The 16,561-nt window shown below is 63.8% G+C and carries 24 protein-coding genes; 5 read left to right on the forward strand and 19 right to left on the reverse strand.

Annotation, left to right across the window (positions count from 1 at the left end; genetic code table 11):
- Window positions 1-215: 215 nt before the first annotated feature.
- The 3 genes from QAZ22_RS26010 to QAZ22_RS26020 all read right to left on the reverse strand — a co-directional run bounded on the left by QAZ22_RS26010 (window position 216) and on the right by QAZ22_RS26020 (window position 2,482).
- The gene (locus QAZ22_RS26010; RefSeq protein WP_278203565.1) at window positions 216-674 is read right to left on the reverse strand and encodes a hypothetical protein; all 459 of its coding nucleotides are present in this window, start codon (window positions 672-674) and stop codon (window positions 216-218) included.
- Window positions 675-1,061: 387 nt separating this feature from the next.
- The gene (locus QAZ22_RS26015; protein WP_278203566.1) at window positions 1,062-1,634 is read right to left on the reverse strand and encodes a hypothetical protein; all 573 of its coding nucleotides are present in this window, start codon (window positions 1,632-1,634) and stop codon (window positions 1,062-1,064) included.
- A gap of 338 nt (window positions 1,635-1,972) precedes the next feature.
- The gene (locus QAZ22_RS26020; protein ID WP_278203567.1) at window positions 1,973-2,482 is read right to left on the reverse strand and encodes a DinB family protein; all 510 of its coding nucleotides are present in this window, start codon (window positions 2,480-2,482) and stop codon (window positions 1,973-1,975) included.
- Window positions 2,483-2,536: 54 nt separating this feature from the next.
- Here QAZ22_RS26020 and QAZ22_RS26025 point away from each other — a divergent pair, with 54 nt between their 5' ends.
- Window positions 2,537-3,229 carry a glutathione S-transferase family protein gene (locus tag QAZ22_RS26025; protein WP_278203568.1) on the forward strand — a complete coding sequence of 231 codons (693 nt, stop codon included), beginning with the start codon at window positions 2,537-2,539 and terminating at the stop codon, window positions 3,227-3,229.
- 148 nt (window positions 3,230-3,377) lie between these two features.
- On the opposite strand, the gene QAZ22_RS26030 is transcribed toward QAZ22_RS26025, so the two are convergent.
- Window positions 3,378-3,590 carry a hypothetical protein gene (locus tag QAZ22_RS26030; protein ID WP_278203569.1) on the reverse strand — a complete coding sequence of 71 codons (213 nt, stop codon included), beginning with the start codon at window positions 3,588-3,590 and terminating at the stop codon, window positions 3,378-3,380.
- A gap of 278 nt (window positions 3,591-3,868) precedes the next feature.
- On the opposite strand from QAZ22_RS26030, the gene ndk reads away from it, so the two are divergent.
- The gene (ndk, locus tag QAZ22_RS26035; RefSeq protein WP_278203570.1) at window positions 3,869-4,291 is read left to right on the forward strand and encodes a nucleoside-diphosphate kinase; all 423 of its coding nucleotides are present in this window, start codon (window positions 3,869-3,871) and stop codon (window positions 4,289-4,291) included.
- A gap of 227 nt (window positions 4,292-4,518) precedes the next feature.
- Window positions 4,519-4,668: a hypothetical protein gene (locus QAZ22_RS26040; RefSeq protein ID WP_278203571.1), complete on the forward strand. Its 150-nt coding sequence runs from the start codon at window positions 4,519-4,521 to the stop codon at window positions 4,666-4,668.
- A gap of 18 nt (window positions 4,669-4,686) precedes the next feature.
- Here the strand turns inward: QAZ22_RS26040 and QAZ22_RS26045 are convergent, their stop codons facing one another.
- The 10 genes from QAZ22_RS26045 to QAZ22_RS26090 all read right to left on the reverse strand — a co-directional run bounded on the left by QAZ22_RS26045 (window position 4,687) and on the right by QAZ22_RS26090 (window position 11,407).
- Window positions 4,687-5,025 carry a DUF190 domain-containing protein gene (locus QAZ22_RS26045; protein WP_278203572.1) on the reverse strand — a complete coding sequence of 113 codons (339 nt, stop codon included), beginning with the start codon at window positions 5,023-5,025 and terminating at the stop codon, window positions 4,687-4,689.
- Between the two features lie 14 nt (window positions 5,026-5,039).
- Entirely contained in the window at window positions 5,040-5,468 is a 429-nt protein-coding gene (gene crcB / locus QAZ22_RS26050; protein WP_278203573.1) for a fluoride efflux transporter CrcB, read from the reverse strand.
- Window positions 5,469-5,474: 6 nt separating this feature from the next.
- Window positions 5,475-5,867, reverse strand: a complete 393-nt coding sequence (gene crcB, locus QAZ22_RS26055; RefSeq protein ID WP_278203574.1) for a fluoride efflux transporter CrcB — start codon at window positions 5,865-5,867, stop codon at window positions 5,475-5,477.
- A 190-nt stretch (window positions 5,868-6,057) separates the two neighbouring features.
- Window positions 6,058-6,327: a hypothetical protein gene (locus QAZ22_RS26060; protein WP_278203575.1), complete on the reverse strand. Its 270-nt coding sequence runs from the start codon at window positions 6,325-6,327 to the stop codon at window positions 6,058-6,060.
- Window positions 6,328-6,612: 285 nt separating this feature from the next.
- Complete coding sequence (locus QAZ22_RS26065; RefSeq protein ID WP_278203577.1) at window positions 6,613-7,029, reverse strand: YbaY family lipoprotein; 417 nt, start codon at window positions 7,027-7,029, stop codon at window positions 6,613-6,615.
- Between the two features lie 78 nt (window positions 7,030-7,107).
- Window positions 7,108-7,587, reverse strand: coding sequence for a molybdenum cofactor biosynthesis protein MoaE (locus QAZ22_RS26070; RefSeq protein ID WP_278203579.1), 480 nt, complete (start codon window positions 7,585-7,587; stop codon window positions 7,108-7,110).
- 1 nt (window position 7,588) lies between these two features.
- Window positions 7,589-7,846 carry a molybdopterin converting factor subunit 1 gene (moaD, locus tag QAZ22_RS26075; RefSeq protein ID WP_127861528.1) on the reverse strand — a complete coding sequence of 86 codons (258 nt, stop codon included), beginning with the start codon at window positions 7,844-7,846 and terminating at the stop codon, window positions 7,589-7,591.
- 1 nt (window position 7,847) lies between these two features.
- Window positions 7,848-8,444, reverse strand: a complete 597-nt coding sequence (gene pgsA, locus QAZ22_RS26080) for a CDP-diacylglycerol--glycerol-3-phosphate 3-phosphatidyltransferase (protein ID WP_128257719.1) — start codon at window positions 8,442-8,444, stop codon at window positions 7,848-7,850.
- 105 nt (window positions 8,445-8,549) lie between these two features.
- Window positions 8,550-10,646, reverse strand: coding sequence for an excinuclease ABC subunit UvrC (gene uvrC, locus QAZ22_RS26085; RefSeq protein WP_278203581.1), 2,097 nt, complete (start codon window positions 10,644-10,646; stop codon window positions 8,550-8,552).
- On the reverse strand, window positions 10,643-11,407 hold the full coding sequence (locus tag QAZ22_RS26090) for an SDR family oxidoreductase (RefSeq protein ID WP_278203582.1): 765 nt from the start codon (window positions 11,405-11,407) through the stop codon (window positions 10,643-10,645). Before QAZ22_RS26090 ends, uvrC begins: the two co-directional genes overlap by 4 nt.
- 412 nt (window positions 11,408-11,819) lie before the next feature.
- Between QAZ22_RS26090 and QAZ22_RS26095 the strand changes: the two genes are divergently transcribed.
- Window positions 11,820-12,476, forward strand: coding sequence for an outer membrane protein (locus QAZ22_RS26095; RefSeq protein ID WP_278203583.1), 657 nt, complete (start codon window positions 11,820-11,822; stop codon window positions 12,474-12,476).
- A gap of 69 nt (window positions 12,477-12,545) precedes the next feature.
- On the opposite strand, the gene QAZ22_RS26100 is transcribed toward QAZ22_RS26095, so the two are convergent.
- From QAZ22_RS26100 to QAZ22_RS26120, 5 genes are all read right to left on the reverse strand, one after another.
- On the reverse strand, window positions 12,546-12,962 hold the full coding sequence (locus QAZ22_RS26100; RefSeq protein WP_278203584.1) for a GFA family protein: 417 nt from the start codon (window positions 12,960-12,962) through the stop codon (window positions 12,546-12,548).
- An 85-nt stretch (window positions 12,963-13,047) separates the two neighbouring features.
- On the reverse strand, window positions 13,048-13,425 hold the full coding sequence (locus tag QAZ22_RS26105; RefSeq protein ID WP_278203585.1) for a TfoX/Sxy family protein: 378 nt from the start codon (window positions 13,423-13,425) through the stop codon (window positions 13,048-13,050).
- A gap of 222 nt (window positions 13,426-13,647) precedes the next feature.
- On the reverse strand, window positions 13,648-14,244 hold the full coding sequence (locus QAZ22_RS26110; protein ID WP_278203587.1) for a glutathione S-transferase family protein: 597 nt from the start codon (window positions 14,242-14,244) through the stop codon (window positions 13,648-13,650).
- Window positions 14,245-14,523: 279 nt separating this feature from the next.
- Entirely contained in the window at window positions 14,524-14,907 is a 384-nt protein-coding gene (locus QAZ22_RS26115) for a hypothetical protein (protein ID WP_278203588.1), read from the reverse strand.
- A 404-nt stretch (window positions 14,908-15,311) separates the two neighbouring features.
- Complete coding sequence (locus tag QAZ22_RS26120) at window positions 15,312-15,860, reverse strand: DinB family protein (protein ID WP_278203590.1); 549 nt, start codon at window positions 15,858-15,860, stop codon at window positions 15,312-15,314.
- 104 nt (window positions 15,861-15,964) lie between these two features.
- Here QAZ22_RS26120 and QAZ22_RS26125 point away from each other — a divergent pair, with 104 nt between their 5' ends.
- Window positions 15,965-16,558, forward strand: coding sequence for a TetR/AcrR family transcriptional regulator (locus QAZ22_RS26125; protein WP_278207944.1), 594 nt, complete (start codon window positions 15,965-15,967; stop codon window positions 16,556-16,558).
- Window positions 16,559-16,561: the final 3 nt, after the last annotated feature.

The raw sequence follows: 16,561 nt of genomic DNA on the forward strand, positions 1-16,561 counted from the left end.
CGAAGTCCTAATACATTAGCTTCAATGCGGGCTTGGTTAACCGGCAGCCAAGCTCGGTTAGATGCGGCGCGGTTCCAGAAAGCCCGCCATCGTGGCGGCGGGCTTTCCTGCTGCAAACCGCGCGGTCGGAGATCATGTCGGAGCGCTCTCCGCTTTGATGGGATTTGTTTCAAGCAGTTGCGGACGGAAAGCCGCCGGGCGCTTTCCCGATTGCTTTAGGGCGCGGTCGTGCCGCCCGAACCGCCCAAGGTACCACTACCGCTGAGGCCACCGGTTCCACCGAACATGCCGGAACCAGTGGTGGTACCCGTGGAGCCGCCGATCGAGGTGCCCGTGCCGGTGTTGAGGCTGCCGGAGCCACCCACGGTGCCGCCGACGCCACCCGTGGCGCCGAACGAAGTGCCGGCGGTCGTGCCCGTGGTGCCGCCGATCGAGATGCCCGTGCCGACGTTGAGGCCGCCGATGCTACCCACGCCGACGCCGCCGATATTGCTGCCAAAGCCCGTGCCGAGACCGCTCGAGCTCCCCGTGCCGATGGTTAAGCCGCCCGAGCTACCGGTGCCGCTGTTATCGATGCCAAAGCCGATGTCGAGACCATCAGCATGTGCCGGCACGACGAGAATGGCGATGCCGCCGACCAACATGCCGGCGATTTTCTCTACGATACCATTCATGGCATTCTCCTTCGTTGCCACAATTTTTTCCGCACCGCATCGTCGGAGCACCGTGTCCGTGCGCATGCCTGTGCGAAAGGGAACGAAGGTATTACGAACGGAACCCGTCAGGGTTCCATCCTTTCAGGGAAAAATTCGTTGTTTCAAAATGATATACGAGTTTTCCTTAATGTTTGAACCTCATCAACGATCAGGACCTGCCGCGGCAGGGCGCGACAAGCAGCGTCGCATGGCTCGCGCGCGGCAAGGCCCGCGCCTTACCGGCAAAACGCGGGCCACGGGATGGGAGCGCCTGTCCGACGCATGATCCTTGCCCGAACCGCGACCTGGAACCGAGCCACCTGTGATGCATTGCCCAAAGCAACGGCTTTGGACGAGCGCCATGCATCAACGGCGCGAGATCATCAGGCAGAGCGCCCTCAGGTCGCTGTCGTAAGTTCCTGCGCTGGACAACACCTCGGCGCAGCGCTTCTTCATCCTGGTCAGTTGCGTGCTGGACAGCTGGGCAACGGCCGTCCTCGCTCGCGGCGTCACCGATGCCCCAGGCGTACTCGGCGCGCTCAGCGCAGCGGCGGTCCCGACGCTAACGCCAACTCCGGTGTCGCCGACCCCAAGACCAAGGGTTGTGCCGGCGCCGTCGCCAACATTTGCGTCCACAGCGGCGTCGACGCCGTTGGAGCCGCCGATGGATGCCGTGGCGTCGGCGTCGATGCCGTTCGAGCCGCCCACCGATGCGATAGCGCCGGCATTCACGCCGCTCGCCCCGCCGACCGAGGCGCCGAGGCCGGCATCGATGCCTCCCCTGCCGCCGACGGACGCGCCCGCACCAGCGTTAATGCCGCCGCCGACAGACGCGCCGACACCGACGTTTATCCCATCCGCATGGGCCGGAGCGGACAAAACAGCAACAATTGTGCCGCAGGCCAGAGTTCGAGCGACTTTCTGAGCGATGCTAGGCATGACACTCTCCTCTAAAATCAGCACCACTTGCACCGCTCATGCAAGTATTGATTGCCTACAAGAGCGGAGCGCACGAATAGTTACGCGCAGGTTTTCGCTCAGTTTCGCTAACGCATTTCGATAATCGGCTGTGGTTTTCCATTTATTGACTCAATGTATCGAAGTATATTATACCTTATTTAGTATTTTTACTTTATTTTAACTTTAATCAACATAATCCCGACCCCAAATTCGGCTGCCCAGGATATGGCCGGGCCGGTCCGCAGTGACTGTTCGGGAATGCGATGCGCCGCCGTGGCAACGCTGCTCGAAGGCGGAGCTCCTCCCGGGCGAACGCCTCAAGCGTAGGCGCGGCCTTCCTCGGAGCGTTGGAACAGCATCAGGTCGAGCGGCACGGAGGGCCTGCCGAGCACGGTGAGGCACATATGCACCTGGCCGCGATGATGGGTCTGGTGGTTGAAAAGATGGCTGAGCGCCGGCGCCAGCCGCTGCGAGACGGTGCGCATGTCGGTCGTCATATAGGAAAAACGTCCGGTGAACGCTTTGTCGCTCATGCCGCTCACCCAGTCGACGATCCTCCTGTCCTCGGCCTCGCGTGCCAGACGCAAGCCCGGGAAGGCGCTGTAGAGGATCGTCGCGAGGTTTGAGGGCGCGTCCCCCTCGCCCGTAAAGCGCTTCATCCAGATGCGATCGGTGACGAGCAGATGATTGAGCGTGCCCAGCATCGAGCCGAAGAAAGCGCCGACGTCGCGGCCGAGTTCTTCCTCGTGGAGATCGGCAGCGGCATCGTAGATGCGCGCGTTGGCCCATTGATTGTAGGCCGCAAACATCATGAAATGCTGTTTCATTCTTCCATCCGGCTCGCCACGAATCCCGGCTCTTCGTAACCCGCAGGAACCGCAATGACCATTCTGTTCTATGACCTCGTCGGCCACGACACGCAACGTCCGTTCAGCCCGCATTGCTGGAAGACGAAAATGGCGCTGGCTCACAAGGGGCTCGACGCCACCAAGGTGCCGACGCGCTTCCTGGAAGTGCCCAAAGTGGAGGGCGGCGTGTCGAAGACGGTGCCGGTGATCCGCGACGGCGACCGCGTGGTGGCCGATTCCTTCGCCATCGCGCTCTATCTCGACGAGGCCTATCCGGAGCGACCGACGCTGTTTTCCGGCGAAGGCGGCAAGGCGATGGCGCGCTTCATCGAGCGCTGGTCGCAGCTCACCATCCATCCTTACGTCGCCACGGTAGCGCTCACCGACCTCAACGCCATGCAGGACGAAACGAATGCCCGCTACTTCCGCGAGAGCCGCGAGCAGAGCTACGGCAAGCGGCTGGAAGATGTGGTGGCCGGCCGTGATGCTGGGCTCGCCGGCTTCCGCGCCTCGCTGAATCCGCTGCGCTCGATGTTCAGCTACCAGCCCTTCATCGGTGGCGAGGCACCGCTGTTTGCCGACTACATCGTGTTCGGGGCGCTGCAATGGGCGCGCATCGCCTCGCCCTACCGGCTGCTCGAGGCCGACGACAGCGTCGCGCAGTGGTTCGAACGCTGCCTCGACCTGCATGGCGGGATCGGTCGGCGGGTTGCGGCGGCGGCGTGACTCTCGTGATCTGCCCCCTCGAGGGGAGATGTCGCCGAAGACGACAGAGGGGGTCGCAGCGCGTGGAGCGCCGACCTGATTTGGCGTTTGCGGAAGGCGCTGGCGCTCTATGTGAGACAACCCCTCTGGCCTGCCGGCCATCTCCCCCTCAAGGGGGGAGATTTGCTGGTGCTTTGTCGACCAGCCTGACGCAGATCGGATCGCCTTTTTCCATGCGCGCGCATTGCCATTCCGGGCCGAAGCCGAAATTCTGCTGTCCGGTTTGCGGAAAGAACAGCAGGACGAAGACGATCGCGGCAAGAACCACGGCCATCAGCAGGATGCCGGCGACATCGCCGCGTCTGAGGTATGGCCAGTTCATCGCCTCCGGCTCCGCTGCCGCGACGCCCGGACCTGCATGCGAAGCGCGCCCGCAGCCGTCTAAAGCGCAGCGCGATCCTTCAGATCGCTCCATGCGCTTTAGATTTTGATCTTACGCATGTCTTCGTCCCGAAATCGGTTCCCACTTTCGGGAGACACGCTTGAATTATCCCGCAAACAGCCTGCCTTGACCAGAAGCCGCCTCCCCTTGGCAAGGTGCGAAGCGGCCTGTATAGAGCCCGCCACTCCAATTTCCATTCCCAGAACAAGGACGAGCCAATGGCGATCGAACGCACCTTCTCCATGATCAAGCCGGATGCGACCAAGCGCAATCTGACGGGCGCCATCACCAAGATGCTGGAAGACGCGGGTCTGCGCGTCATCGCTTCGCGCCGCGTGTGGATGAGCCGCCGCGAGGCCGAAGGCTTCTACGCCGTCCACAAGGATCGCCCGTTCTTCGGCGAGCTGGTCGAGTTCATGTCGTCGGGCCCGACCGTCGTGCAGGTGCTGGAAGGCGAAAACGCCATTGCCAAGAACCGCGAAGTTATGGGCGCCACCAACCCGGCCAACGCCGCCGAGGGCACTATCCGCAAGGTGCATGCGCTGTCGATCGGCGAGAATTCGGTGCACGGCTCGGACGCGCCGGAAACCGCCGCGCAGGAGATCCGCTACTGGTTCTCCGACACCGAAATCGTCGGCTGAACGGCAAGCTTCGGCTTTGCAATGAAGGGCGGCCTCGGGCCGCCTTTTTCGTGCGGCAGGGTGGGCGACCGAACCGCGCGCCCTAGATCAAGCTGATCGGCGACAGATGACACGGGCGTCGCCGGCTGTGAGCGACCATCGCGCTTCCGCCCACGAGTAGGGAGGGAAGCATGATTAAACCCCATGTTTCCAAAAGCGGCGTTGCATATCCGGACGATCTCGTCCTGTTGAAGCGTATCTATGACCAGGTCTGCGAAGAGCGGGGCATTACCCGCGGCAGCCCCGAAGCCTCCGAGTTGGCGATCGAAGCCATGAAGCTCTTTTCCGCGGGCATTTTCGACGAAGACGCGATCGGTCGCCGCCTTCGCCATGGCTGATCGAGCGGTCGGTCGGGTTCAATCCCCGTCGCCGTAGCGGATAACCTCGACCTTCTCCCTGGTGATCAGGCAGCTGTTGGTCAGCGCCTTGATCTGAGGGATCAGCGCATCGATCTTCTCCGGCGCATCGACGATCTCGACGACGATGGGCAGGTCCTGCGACAGGCGCAGGATCTTGGCGGTGTGGAGCACGCTCGAGCGGCCGAAGCCGAGCGGCCCCCTGAGCACGGTCGCGCCGGCCATGCCTGTCTCGCGTGCCTTGATGACGATCGCCTCGTGCAGCGGCTTGCCGTCGGCCGCTTTGTCGTCCTCGCCGAAGAAGATCCTGAGCAGCACGCATTGGCTGGGAAGTTCCATGTTCTCCTCCCTGATCACCTGGTGATCGGCAAGCGGTTGAACCTGGCCGCCATGAGATAGCCGAGCCAGGCCGAAGCGAGCGACAGCACCACGACACTGACAAGATAGGTCGTGGCGAGGCTAAGGTCGCCCTCGAAAAGCAGGATGAAGGTGTCGAGGCTCATCGCCGAAAAGGTGGTGAGGCCGCCGCAGAAGCCGCCGGTGACGAACTGGCGGCTGGCCGGGCCGACCATCAGGCGCCCGTCCGGCCGGGTCAGCGTGGCGAAGAACATGATGACCCACGAGCCGACGACATTGACGAAAGCCGTTGCAAGAAGCGCGCTCAAGCCCAGCAGCGAGACGATGACGTAGCCGGACAGGAAGCGCACCAGGGAGCCCATGGCTGCGCCGCAGCCGACCGCCAGATAAAGCCGCAGGGCCGTCCGTCCGTCGTTTCCGGACATGGCGCTTTACCCTGCCATCCGCGCGACGGCCCAAAAGCCGAGCGCTACGGCAAGCACGCAGAGCGCCGCCGAGGCGACGGTGTTGAAGACGGCGAGCCGCCGCTCGCCGTCGAGCGCCAGGTTCAGCGTCTGCAGGCAGAAGGACGAAACCGTGGTGTAGCCGCCGAACAGGCCGACCACGATCAGGTCGCGCACCAGCTCGGCGGAAAAGACGCCGCCGACTGCGCGGGCCGCGCCGGCGAAGGCGCCGATGGCGAGCGCGCCGGAGACGTTGACCGCCAGCGTGCCCCAGGGAAAGGTCTCGCCGACGCTGCGGCCGACGAGGCCCGACAGGAAGAAGCGGCAAATACCGCCGAAGAACCCGCCGATCAGGACCAGGGCGCAGGCCGCAAGGGTCATCGCTTCATGCCTTTCCAAATGCGATTCCACTCAGTGAACCACGTTAACAAAGAAGGCACGATGCGAGCGGGAAAAACAAATCCTACCGTGCAAAGCAGGGCTGCCGACGAAGCTGCCAATCTTCCCCCTCATGGGGGAGATGGCCGGCAAGACAGAGCGGGGCGCTGCTCCGCCGGCATCAGAAGGTGCGTTACTTCGCCTGGCGCTCTTTCACATTCGCATGATCGTTCGCCGCGTCGGTGTCGGTGGCCGGCGTCTTGGTCTCCTCGCCGGTGAACGGACTGCCCTGTCCTGGCGCGAGGTCGCCGCTGTGGCCGGCCTTATTGGTCTGGAAGGGCTGGCTGTCGGGACTGAGACCGTGCTGCTCGGCATTGAATAGATGGTCGTCCGCCCTGGCGAAACCGGCAAGCGCTATCAACGATACGCCTGCTGCTGCAAGGATGAGCGCGTGCTTTTTCATATCTGGTCTCCTTTGAGTGGCCAGATCGAACCGCGCCTTCGGTCTGGCAGTGTCAGTGAAGGGACATGTCCCTTTTGCCTGCCCGCCATCTCGGAAGTGAACGCTTTGGGTACCTGAATTATTCCCAAAAAGCGCGTCGCGCTGAAGCGAATTCAAGCGACGCGCTTCAAGTCTTGGTTTTGATGCATGTCATTCTCCCACCACCGCTTCGCACTTTTGGGCGACATGCATCAACAATCGCCGCCGTAGGAATTCCGGCATCCCGCTGCGTCCGTCCCGCGGGCGTCAGGACGCCGCCATCTTCAGCACGATCGTCTGCGGCTTGCCGTCCAGCGGATCGACCTGGTGCCGAGTGTCGGTGACGAACAGCAGCCGGTCGTCGACGGTGATGCGGGCCTGCAGCGCATAGGTCCTGCCGGGCAGAACCGTCTTCGGATCGAAGGCGATCTCGAATCTGATCGGCACCTGGCCGGCCGGCACGATCTTGCGCTGGCCGATGATCGTCGCCGGCGCGTCGGCCAGCGAGACGTCGGCGAGCTCAACCGAAAGCACAGCATCGGGCGGCAGCGCGATGCGCTCGCGATAGGTAACTTCGCCTGTCAGCGTCTTTTCGGCGGCGCCCGAGAGTTCCGGCACGGCAAGCACGCCGACCACCAGCGGCACCAGGCCGAAGATGAAGAACTCCGCGATCCTGTCCAGCATGAGATTGCTCCGCCAAGCAAATCAAACCGATTTGCAGGGTCGGCAAGGATTGCGGTCGTTCAATGGCCGGGGCCGGATTTATTTGTCTGATTTCTTCCAGCGGCCGGCGGCCTCGTCGTCGGCTTCCTTGGCCTCGACCCAGCCGCCTTCGGAGCCGTCGGCGCGGTGCTCCTTCTTCCAGAAAGGTGCGCGCGACTTCAAATAATCCATCAAGAAATTCGCCGCCTCGAAGGCCGCTTGCCGGTGCGCGGAGGCCGCAACCACCAGCACGATGTTCTCGCCGGGCGCGATCTTTCCGTGGCGGTGGATGACGGTGAGCCCCTGCAGCGGCCAGCGCAGAACCGCCTCGGCGGCGATGCGGCCGATCTCGGCCTCGGCCATGCCTGGATAGTGCTCGAGCTCGAGCGCCGCGAGCGCGCCCTCTTCGTCGCGGCAGAGACCCGAGAACGTGACCACGGCGCCGATGTCGGCGCGGCCCTTCGTCAGGGCGGCGATCTCGGCGGCGACGTCGAAATCCTCGCGCTGGACGCGAATGGCCGGCACGATCGTGCTCGCCACCTCAGCCTCCGGTCATCGGCGGGAAAAGCGCGATCTCGCGCGCGCCCGCGATCTTCTCGCGGTGGCCGACATGTTCCTGGTTGATGGCGACGCGGATGACGTCCGGATATTGCAGGGCGTTTTCATATTCCTCGCCGCGCGACTTCAGCCAGCGCAACAGGTCGGCGACCGTCTCGATGCCGGCCGGCAGCTCGACATCTTCTTCCGGCTTGCCGATCCGCTCGCGTACCCAGGCGAAATAGATGAGTTTCGTCGACATTTCACTCGTCCATGATGTGCTTCAGGCCGGCGCGGAAATAGTCGTAGCCAGTATAGAGCGTGACGAGCGCTGCGATCCACAGCAGCACCAGGCCGATCTGGGTGGTCAGCGGAAAGATCTTGTCGCCGGCCGGGCCGACGAGAAGGAAGGCGATGGCGACCATCTGGATGGTTGTCTTCCATTTGGCGAGCTGCGTCACCGGCACCGAGACCTTCAAGGCGGCCAGGTATTCACGCAGGCCCGAGACCAGTATCTCGCGGCACAGGATGATGATCGCCGCCCAGAGCGACCAGCCGGCGATGCCGCCATGCCGGTCGGTGTCGGCGGCCAAAAGCAGCAGGCAGGTGGCGACCAGAAGCTTGTCGGCGATCGGGTCGAGCATCTTGCCTATGTTGGAGGTCTGCTGCCAGGCGCGCGCGAAGTAGCCGTCGAAATAGTCGGTGATGGAGGCGAGCAGGAAGATGACCAGCGCCGACCAGCGGGCGAAGTCGGAGGATTTCAGATGGCCCTCGAGGAAAAAGCACAGCACCACCAGCGGCACCGCGATGATGCGGGCGTAGGTGAGGATGTTCGGCAGGTTGAACGCGCGCTGGGCCATATCTGATCGGGAACTCTTCTCCGCCTGCCTACTCAAATCAGAAGCCGATGTGGGGGGTCAACAGGCGAGATTCGATTGGTCAGCCCAAAATAGGCGCAAGAATGGTCAGCTGTCATGAAAATGGTTGTAGACCAGCTTCGCCACATGCTCGGAAATGCCGTCGACCTTGACCAGGTCCTCGACCGCGGCGCGGCTGACCGCCTTGGCGGTGCCGAAATGATGGAGCAGCGCCCGCTTGCGGCCGGGACCGATGCCGGCGATCTCGTCGAGCGGGCTCTTGACCATCTCCTTCTTGCGGCGGGCGCGGTGCGAGCCGATGGCGAAGCGGTGCACCTCGTCGCGCAGGCGCTGGACGAAATAGAGCACCGGGTCGCGCACCGGCAGCATGAAGGAGTCCCTGCCCTTGACGAAGAAGCGCTCGCGGCCGGCGTCGCGGTCGGGCCCCTTGGCGATGCCGATGGCGACGACGCGGTCCTCGATGCCGAGATCGGACAAGATCTTGCGCACCGCCGTCATCTGGCCCTGGCCGCCGTCGATCAGGATGACGTCCGGCCAGGCCGGGAAGCCGCCGTCGGCTTCGACAAGGTCCTCGGCCGTATCGTCCTCGGCCTCGGCGCCCGCCGCGCCTGAAGATTTGGTGTCGCCGTGTTCCCTGAGCAGCCGCGAGAAACGCCGCTCCATCACCTCGCGCATCATGCCGAAATCGTCGCCCGGCGTGATCTCGGTCGAGCGGATGTTGAATTTCCGGTACTGGTTCTTCACAAAACCTTCCGGCCCCGCGACGACCATGGCGCCGACCGCGTTGGTGCCCATGATGTGCGAGTTGTCGTAGACCTCGATGCGCGCGGGCGGCTTTTGCAGGCCGAAGGTCTCGGCGAAACCCGTGAGCAGCCGCGCCTGGGTCGAGGTTTCCGCCAGCCGCCGCCCGAGCGCCTCGCGGGCGTTCTGCAGCGCGTGGTCGGTCAGATCCTTCTTCTCGCCGCGCTGCGGCACCGAGATCGCTATCCTGCGTCCGGCGCGGGTGGAGAGCGCTTCGGCGAGCAGCTGCTGCTCCTGCACCGCCCGGGAGAGAAGCAGCGTGCGCGCCGGCAGCTTGTCGTCATAGAACTGCGCCAGGAACGAGCCCAGCACCTCGGCGGGCTCCAGCGCCGGATCGGCCTTGGGGAAGTAAGCGCGGTTGCCCCAGTTCTGGCCGGTGCGGAAGAAGAACACCTGGATGCAGGTCTGGCCGCCTTCCTGGTGGATGGCGAAGACGTCCGCTTCCTCGACCGTCTGCGGGTTGATGCCCTGATGCGCCTGCACATGCGAGAGCGCCGCTAGGCGGTCGCGATAGATGGCGGCGCGCTCGAAATCGAGTTCTGCCGAGGCCTGCTGCATGGCGGCCGAAATCTCGGTCTTCACCTTCTGGCTGCGGCCGGAGAGAAAATCCTTCGCCTCGGCGACCAGTTCGGCATAACCCTGATGCGAGATTTCGCCGGTGCAGGGGCCGGCACAGCGCTTGATCTGGTAGAGCAGACAGGGCCGCGTGCGGTTCTCGTAAAAGGAGTCCGTGCAGCTCCGCAGCAGGAAGGCGCGCTGCAGCGAATTGATGGTGCGCCCGACCGCGCCGGCCGACGCGAAGGGGCCGAAATAGTCGCCCTTGCGCGAGCGCGCGCCGCGATGCTTGTAAATGCCGGGCGAGACATGATCGCCGGTGAGCAGGATGTAGGGAAACGACTTGTCGTCCCGCATCAAGACGTTGAAGCGGGGCCTGAGCCGCTTGATGAGGTTCGCCTCGAGCAGCAGCGCCTCGATCTCGGTGCGGGTGACGACGAACTCCATCGTCGCCGTCTCGCGCACCATGCGGCCGATGCGCGCCGTGTGGAAGCGCCCCTGCGCGTAGTTGGTGACGCGCTTCTTCAGGCTGCGCGCCTTGCCGACATAGAGCACGTCGCCGGCGGCGTTCATCATGCGGTAGACGCCGGGCTGATTGGGCAGCCGCTTGACGAAGGTCTGGATCACCTCGGCGCCGACCATGCCGTCGGCGTCGCCGGCATGCGGCGTCCAGTCTATCGCGGTGAAGGCGACGTCGGGAGCGGCCAGAACCGCTTCGGGCTCGACGATCTCCTCCGCCGCCTCGTCCTCGATGTCGATTTCGGGGTCGACATCGGGCGGCAGATCGGCGGCGCCGTTTCGTCTATGCTTGTGGTCTGCGGGACTCATTCCACCATGCCTGTCACATCGGGCGTCTGCCATGCAAGATGCTGGCCGCCGTCGAGCGCGATCATCTGGCCGGTCACCGAGCGCGCCTCCCAGAGATAGCGGATGGTGGCGCCGAATTCCGGCAATTGCGGGCCCCGCTTCAGGATCAGGCCTTCGACCTGCCTGCCGAAATCCTCGTCGTCCTGGCGCTTGTTCTTCAGCGTCGGGCCGGGGCCGATGGCGTTGACGCGAATGCGCGGCCCGAGCGCCTGCGCCAGCATCTGCGTTTGTGTCCACAGCGCCGATTTCGACAGCGCATAGGAGAAATAGCGCGGCGTCGGCCGCCAGACACGCTGATCGACGACATTGACGATCAGCCCCTCTGCGCCTTCCGGCAAGGCGCGAGCAAAATTCTGCGCCAGCAGCGCCGGCGCCTTCACATGGATGGCGAAGTGGCGGTCCCAAGCCTGCCAGTCGAAATCCTCGATCCGGTCGTCGACGAACAAGGAGGCGTTGTTGACGAGCAGCGTTACCGGGCCAAGGGCGGCTTCGGAGCGGCCGACGACATCGCCGACCGCGTCCATGTCGGTGAGATCGGCGACAACCACGGCGGCGCGGCCGCCCTTGTCCCTGATGCGGCTTGCCAGGGCCTCGGCCTCGGCTCCGGAACGGTTGGCGTGGATGGCGACGGCAAAGCCATGCGCGGCCAGATCCTCGACAATCGCCTTGCCGATCCTTCTCGCTCCCCCCGTCACCAGCGCCACGCCAGCGGCTTCATTCATGTTGTCAATCCTCAATCGGCTTCACGATTCCGGGAAGCCGGCACAATATGACGGGCCAAGAGTTAAATGCCATTTCCACCTGGGGCAGGAATGTGGCGAAGCGGCCCGTACGCACGCTTGCCGGCCCGGATTCGGGGCTTCTCATAGCGCAATATATGTCGCCGGACCCCTTGAACCAAGCGGTGTGCAGCGCAACATGATTAGCCTGCTGACATTCGCTGTTGCGAAGTTGCAACGTCACCTTTCAGCCTCATTCGCGCCAGGGAATGACCCAAGTTCAGGTTCGCTTCAGCCGTATTTCAGCACGACATTTGGAACCGTTGAGCGCCAGGCCCGTTTATCCCCCCGGACGGGCCGGGGCATTCATGAACATAAAAGCCTAGTGTCTTGTGGCTTAAGGAGTAAAACAACAATGCAAGCCAATCTCAAGTTTGCGCGGCCGCTGGCGGTTGCGCTCGGGCTCTTCGCCCTCGGCGGTACCGCTTATGCCGCGGACGTGGTCCAGGAAGAGCCGCCGGCCCCCGCCCCGGTCGCCGAACTTCCCGTCGCCTCCTGGGCCGGCCCCTACGCCGGTATCAGCCTCGGCTACGGCTTCAGCGGTCATGCCGATGCCCGGGATCAGGGCGTCAACGTGAAGACCAAGGGCTTCATCGGCGGCGTCTTCGGCGGCTATCAGTGGCAGCAGGAGAACTTCGTCTACGGCGCTGAAGCCGATCTCGGCTACAACGGCGTCAAGGGCGACAGCGCCGGCATCCATGCCAAGGGCGGCCTCGAAGGCTCGCTGCGCGCCCGCCTCGGCTACGCGGTGACCCCGGAAATCCTGCTCTATGGCACCGGCGGTCTCGCCGCCAAGAACCAGAAGATCACGGATGACCTCCTCGGCACCAACGACAGCAAGGCGATGGTCGGCTGGACGGCCGGCGTCGGCTCCGACATCAAGATCACCGACAACGTGTTCGGCCGCGTCGAGTATCGCTACACCGATTACGGCGACAAGGACTTTGGTCCAACCGGCAACGTCAAGTCGAAGGACAACCGCGTCACCTTCGGCGTCGGTATGAAGTTCTAAGTCGTCCAAGCCACGACACGGAAAAGCCGGGCCTCGCGCCCGGCTTTTTTTGTGTTCGACGCCGGAGGATCAGGCGCCTGACTGATCCGCCGGCTGTTGCTGAAAGCCATCATGGACCGGAATCGACGGCAGCCGGTCGAGCCATTTCGCGCGCGAGGGCATGAAGACCTGCGCGTCCGGCAGGTAGTCCTGCGGATTCGCCATGGTGGCGGCGTGAACGTGGATCTCGTGAGGCCATCTGTCGGAACGGAAACAGAGCCTCGTGCCGCAGGATGGGCAGAATCCGCGAAACGTATTCGGGCTGCTTTCATAGTGCCTGATGTCGCCCGTCCATCTCAGTTGCTCCGGCCTCATGCCCAGGAAGGCGGTGAAGGGAGCGGATGTCGCCCGCTGACAGTCGGCGCAGTGACAGACCAGGTTTCGCGTGGTGTCCCCGGAATAGGTCCAGGTGACCGCCCCGCACATGCAACGTCCATCGAGCGCCATTGCTTCCTCCCCTGGCCCCTGCGTTTCTCAAGGCAGCTCGACAAATACTGGCACATCACAGTCCAGAAGGTGGCGGGCCAGCGGCTTATGCGCGCTTCTTTGCGACCTTGGCGGATTTGATCTTCGGCGGCAAAGTCTCAACGAAGGCCAGCGCGAGATCGAGCCAGCGGCCGAGCTCGGCTTCGCTCGCCGTGCCCTCCGGCGCGACATGGACATAGCCTTCCATCGAGCGCCCGCCCATTTCCATCGGGCTCGCATGGGGGCGGGCGGCGGCCTCGCCATGCGCCTCCTTGCCGACACGCACCAGCAGGCCGCGCTTGGACGTGCCGATCAGCATGTTGCCGTTGATCATGAAACAGGTGCCGCCGAACATTTTCTGTTCGGTGAAGGCGCGCCGGCCGAGGGCTGCTCGCAGGCGCTCGACCATGGGGTCGGGTGCCATACTGGTGACTGACTTTGCCATGCTCAGCCCTCCGCGATTTGCCCTCCCTTCTCCCCTTGTGGGAGAAGGTGGCCGAGCGAAGCTCGGTCGGATGAGGGGTGTTGGACGGATCGCTCCCTTGACGAGGTAGCAATCAAAATCTCTCCACTTTTAACACGCCTCGTTTCTTCCAGCACCCCTCATCCGTCTCGGCGCTATCGCGCCGATCCACCTTCTCCCACAAGGGGAGAAGGAGAGGCGCTTTCACCCCGGCACGCAGCCCTTGAGCTCCGGAAACTTCTCATCGAAGCGCGCGGCCCAGCGGACCAGCCGGCCGCGACCCTTTTCCCACTGGCCGCCGAAACGCAACGCGAGATAGCCAAGGGTGGCGCGCAGCGCCATCTGGCCGGCGGTTATCTTCTTCGGCAGTTTCGGCGGGTTGGCGTTGAGGAGGTCGAGCGCGGTGGTGATCTTCGCCCATTGGCGGTCGAGCCAGGGCTGATAGACCATGGTGTCAGGGCGCGTGCGCCGCTCATAGACCATCGACAGCGCGCAGTCGCAGATGCCGTCGGCCAGCGCCTCCAGTACCTCGGCCTCGAGCCGCTTGTCGGGATTGCGCGGGAACAGCGCGTTCTTCGACAGCCGGTTGAGATGCTGGGTGATGGCGCGGCTGTCATGCACCGTGCGGCCGTCCTCCAGCACCAGCACCGGGATCTTGCCCAACGGATTGGCCGATATCAGCTGCGCCGGCTTGTCCTCCGTCTTGACCGGCACGAGGTCGACGGCGATGCCTGCATATTGAGCGGCCATACGGACCTTCGAGCTGTAGGGTGACGCGGAGGCGTAGAGCAGCTTCGGCATTATCGGGGTTCCCAATTGTTTGCGCGCACTGTTGACCGAATGGGCTCCCGAGGGCAACGGCCAGCAGTAGTAAACAAGGCGGCCAATGTGCAGGGGAAACAAAGGCGACTGGCGAGGCCAGAAAGGAAAAAGCTCCCGGAAATTTGCCAAATGGCAAAGTTCCGGGAGCTTTAGCAGGAGCGTCCGCTCCAACCTCGCCCGCTGTCACGCTAAACTGGCGAGAGGGGTACCTCGACGGCACCCGTCCTCACCTGTCGGTCCGCGAGCGAAGCTACGCGATTACTTCTTGGCAGGCGCCTTCTTTGCCGGCGCCTTCTTCACCGCTGCCGTCGACTTGGCGGCGGCGGCCTTCATCGGCGCCTTGGCGGCGGGTTTCGCCGCTGCCTTCGCGGCAGGCTTGGCGGCCGGCTTCTTGGCCGGAGCCTTGGCTGCTGCCTTGGCGGCGGGCTTAGCCGCGGCCTTCGCGGCCGGCTTCGCCGCGGCCTTCGCGGCCGGCTTTGCCGCGGCCTTCGCGGCGGGCTTTGCCGCTGCCTTGGCCGGAGCCTTGGCGGCTGCCTTCGGTGCTGCTGCCTTCTTCACTGCTGCAGGTTTCGCGGCAGCCTTCGGTGCCGCTTTCTTTGCCGGCGCTTTCGCCGCCGGCGCCTTGGTTGTCGTCTTTGCCATGCGATGCCCCTTGCGTTTTGCCAAAGGTCGTGAGTGACCCGGCGTGCTCATGCATATCTGACTCGCGACTGTCTAGCCAGCGAAGCAACACAATGATTTTCAGATATTGAATTTTGGTTACACAAGCTGTGCTGCCAAGCGCATCGACGCAAAAATCGTCAGCGAATCTTTGTTTGTCGAAGTGAAGTTCCACTGCCGAGAATTCGCCATGCTCTCTATCGCCGGTTCATCCAGACATATTCTCGTTGTGCAGAATGTCAAATGTGAGCGATCTGCTCATAATGGAAAGAGCGTGCCTAACCCCGCGCTTTATCTTGTCCAGAAGACATATCTACAGACTGGGGCACAGCAAAACGGAGCGAGAACGGCGGCATAGCTTGTCCACGGGAAAGTGAGTTTTCTGCTCACATCTTGGAGCCTGCCTCAGGCGTCGGCGGCCCGGACTGCGCCCGCAGGCGACGCGACGGTTCCGCCCGGTGCAGATGGACGGCATAAGTGTCCCAGGGCGGGGTGACCGCGATGTCGGCAAGCATGCGGCCGACCTCGCCGCGATGATAGCCGCCGTGCAGGACGACGTGGGTCAACATCTCCTGGCGGGTCATACGGCCCCTGTCACCGTCGGTGAAAGTGAAGGCGACCGGCTCCGCAAGCCATTGCTCCGAAACGGTTTCGGCATAGTCGAGATACCAGCGGTCGCTTTCCGCCATGGCGGCGCGCAGCTCGGCCGGCTCCGGCGTCTCCTCGGTGTTGTCGCTCGCATAGCGATGCGCGATACCCGTCAGGTGCGCGGCAAAAATCCGCGACACGACATGGATGTGGTTCATCAGCCTCAGCGCGGCGTGACATTCCTTAGCGTTGCGAGACGGATCCATCCCGACAAGCTTCCCCAGCAGTTCGTCATTCGCCCAGGCCTGATAGACAAGCAGGCTCTTCAGCAAGGTCCTGGCACTCATCTGTTCGGGCTCCATTTGCGTCGGAGTTAAATGTGAGTATCTTGTTTATATTCTCGGGAGACCCGGCTAGGATGTCTACTCGCGTTGCAAAGCCAGCCGCACGCATGCGCAAGGAGCCACGCCAGGCGCGCTCGGTCGCCACCGTCGAGGCGATTATCGAAGCAGGTGCTCGCGTTCTGAGCGAGACCGGCTGGGCGGGCTTCAGCACCAACAAGGTGGCCGAGGCCGCCGGTGTGAGCATCGGCTCGCTCTATCAATATTTCCCCGACAAGCTCGCCCTGGTCGACGCCATCCGTCGCCGCCACTTCGATCATGTGCTGTCGGTCATCCGCGAAGCCGCGGCCGAGGAGAAGCCGCTCAGGCAGTTCGCGCGCGAGCTGGTGCGCGGCATGATCGCCGCGCACAGCATCCACCCGACGCTGCATCAGGTGCTGCTCGACGAAGCGCCGGGCGACCGCGGCTCGCGCGCCGCGCATGCCTCTTTCCAGGCCCGCTATCTCGAGCACTATGCGGCGGCCGTGGCGCAATACCGCCGGCGCCGCAAGGATACGGAGACCATGGCGCGGGTGCTCTCCTCGGCGATCGAGGGCGTGATCCACAATGCGGCGCGCCGCAACATGCTCGACGCGCCGGAACTGCAGAAGCAGCTCGGCGAGATGATCTGCGCCTATCTTTCGGGTCAGGGCGCGCGGGCCTGACGA

It is taken from the genome of Mesorhizobium sp. WSM4906 (assembly GCF_029674625.1).
In the GTDB taxonomy this organism is placed as follows: Bacteria; Pseudomonadota; Alphaproteobacteria; order Rhizobiales; family Rhizobiaceae; genus Mesorhizobium.

What these genes read in the sequence shown, in the direction of transcription:
- QAZ22_RS26120 (WP_278203590.1), bottom strand. Translation starts at nt 15,860, where the DNA reads ATGAGTGCCAGGACCTTGCTGAAGAGCCTGCTTGTCTATCAGGCCTGG.
- QAZ22_RS26110 (WP_278203587.1), bottom strand. Translation starts at nt 14,244, where the DNA reads ATGCCGAAGCTGCTCTACGCCTCCGCGTCACCCTACAGCTCGAAGGTC.
- QAZ22_RS26045 (WP_278203572.1), bottom strand. Translation starts at nt 5,025, where the DNA reads ATGGAACTTCCCAGCCAATGCGTGCTGCTCAGGATCTTCTTCGGCGAG.
- QAZ22_RS26065 (WP_278203577.1), bottom strand. Translation starts at nt 7,029, where the DNA reads ATGCTGGACAGGATCGCGGAGTTCTTCATCTTCGGCCTGGTGCCGCTG.
- crcB (WP_278203573.1), bottom strand. Translation starts at nt 5,468, where the DNA reads ATGTCCGGAAACGACGGACGGACGGCCCTGCGGCTTTATCTGGCGGTC.
- QAZ22_RS26010 (WP_278203565.1), bottom strand. Translation starts at nt 674, where the DNA reads ATGAATGGTATCGTAGAGAAAATCGCCGGCATGTTGGTCGGCGGCATC.
- QAZ22_RS26095 (WP_278203583.1), top strand. Translation starts at nt 11,820, where the DNA reads ATGCAAGCCAATCTCAAGTTTGCGCGGCCGCTGGCGGTTGCGCTCGGG.
- uvrC (WP_278203581.1), bottom strand. Translation starts at nt 10,646, where the DNA reads ATGAGTCCCGCAGACCACAAGCATAGACGAAACGGCGCCGCCGATCTG.
- moaD (WP_127861528.1), bottom strand. Translation starts at nt 7,846, where the DNA reads ATGTCGACGAAACTCATCTATTTCGCCTGGGTACGCGAGCGGATCGGC.
- QAZ22_RS26090 (WP_278203582.1), bottom strand. Translation starts at nt 11,407, where the DNA reads ATGAATGAAGCCGCTGGCGTGGCGCTGGTGACGGGGGGAGCGAGAAGG.
- QAZ22_RS26025 (WP_278203568.1), top strand. Translation starts at nt 2,537, where the DNA reads ATGACCATTCTGTTCTATGACCTCGTCGGCCACGACACGCAACGTCCG.
- QAZ22_RS26100 (WP_278203584.1), bottom strand. Translation starts at nt 12,962, where the DNA reads ATGGCGCTCGATGGACGTTGCATGTGCGGGGCGGTCACCTGGACCTAT.
- QAZ22_RS26060 (WP_278203575.1), bottom strand. Translation starts at nt 6,327, where the DNA reads ATGAAAAAGCACGCGCTCATCCTTGCAGCAGCAGGCGTATCGTTGATA.
- QAZ22_RS26015 (WP_278203566.1), bottom strand. Translation starts at nt 1,634, where the DNA reads ATGCCTAGCATCGCTCAGAAAGTCGCTCGAACTCTGGCCTGCGGCACA.
- QAZ22_RS26115 (WP_278203588.1), bottom strand. Translation starts at nt 14,907, where the DNA reads ATGGCAAAGACGACAACCAAGGCGCCGGCGGCGAAAGCGCCGGCAAAG.
- QAZ22_RS26105 (WP_278203585.1), bottom strand. Translation starts at nt 13,425, where the DNA reads ATGGCAAAGTCAGTCACCAGTATGGCACCCGACCCCATGGTCGAGCGC.
- QAZ22_RS26125 (WP_278207944.1), top strand. Translation starts at nt 15,965, where the DNA reads ATGCGCAAGGAGCCACGCCAGGCGCGCTCGGTCGCCACCGTCGAGGCG.
- QAZ22_RS26020 (WP_278203567.1), bottom strand. Translation starts at nt 2,482, where the DNA reads ATGAAACAGCATTTCATGATGTTTGCGGCCTACAATCAATGGGCCAAC.
- QAZ22_RS26030 (WP_278203569.1), bottom strand. Translation starts at nt 3,590, where the DNA reads ATGAACTGGCCATACCTCAGACGCGGCGATGTCGCCGGCATCCTGCTG.
- pgsA (WP_128257719.1), bottom strand. Translation starts at nt 8,444, where the DNA reads ATGGCCCAGCGCGCGTTCAACCTGCCGAACATCCTCACCTACGCCCGC.
- crcB (WP_278203574.1), bottom strand. Translation starts at nt 5,867, where the DNA reads ATGACCCTTGCGGCCTGCGCCCTGGTCCTGATCGGCGGGTTCTTCGGC.
- ndk (WP_278203570.1), top strand. Translation starts at nt 3,869, where the DNA reads ATGGCGATCGAACGCACCTTCTCCATGATCAAGCCGGATGCGACCAAG.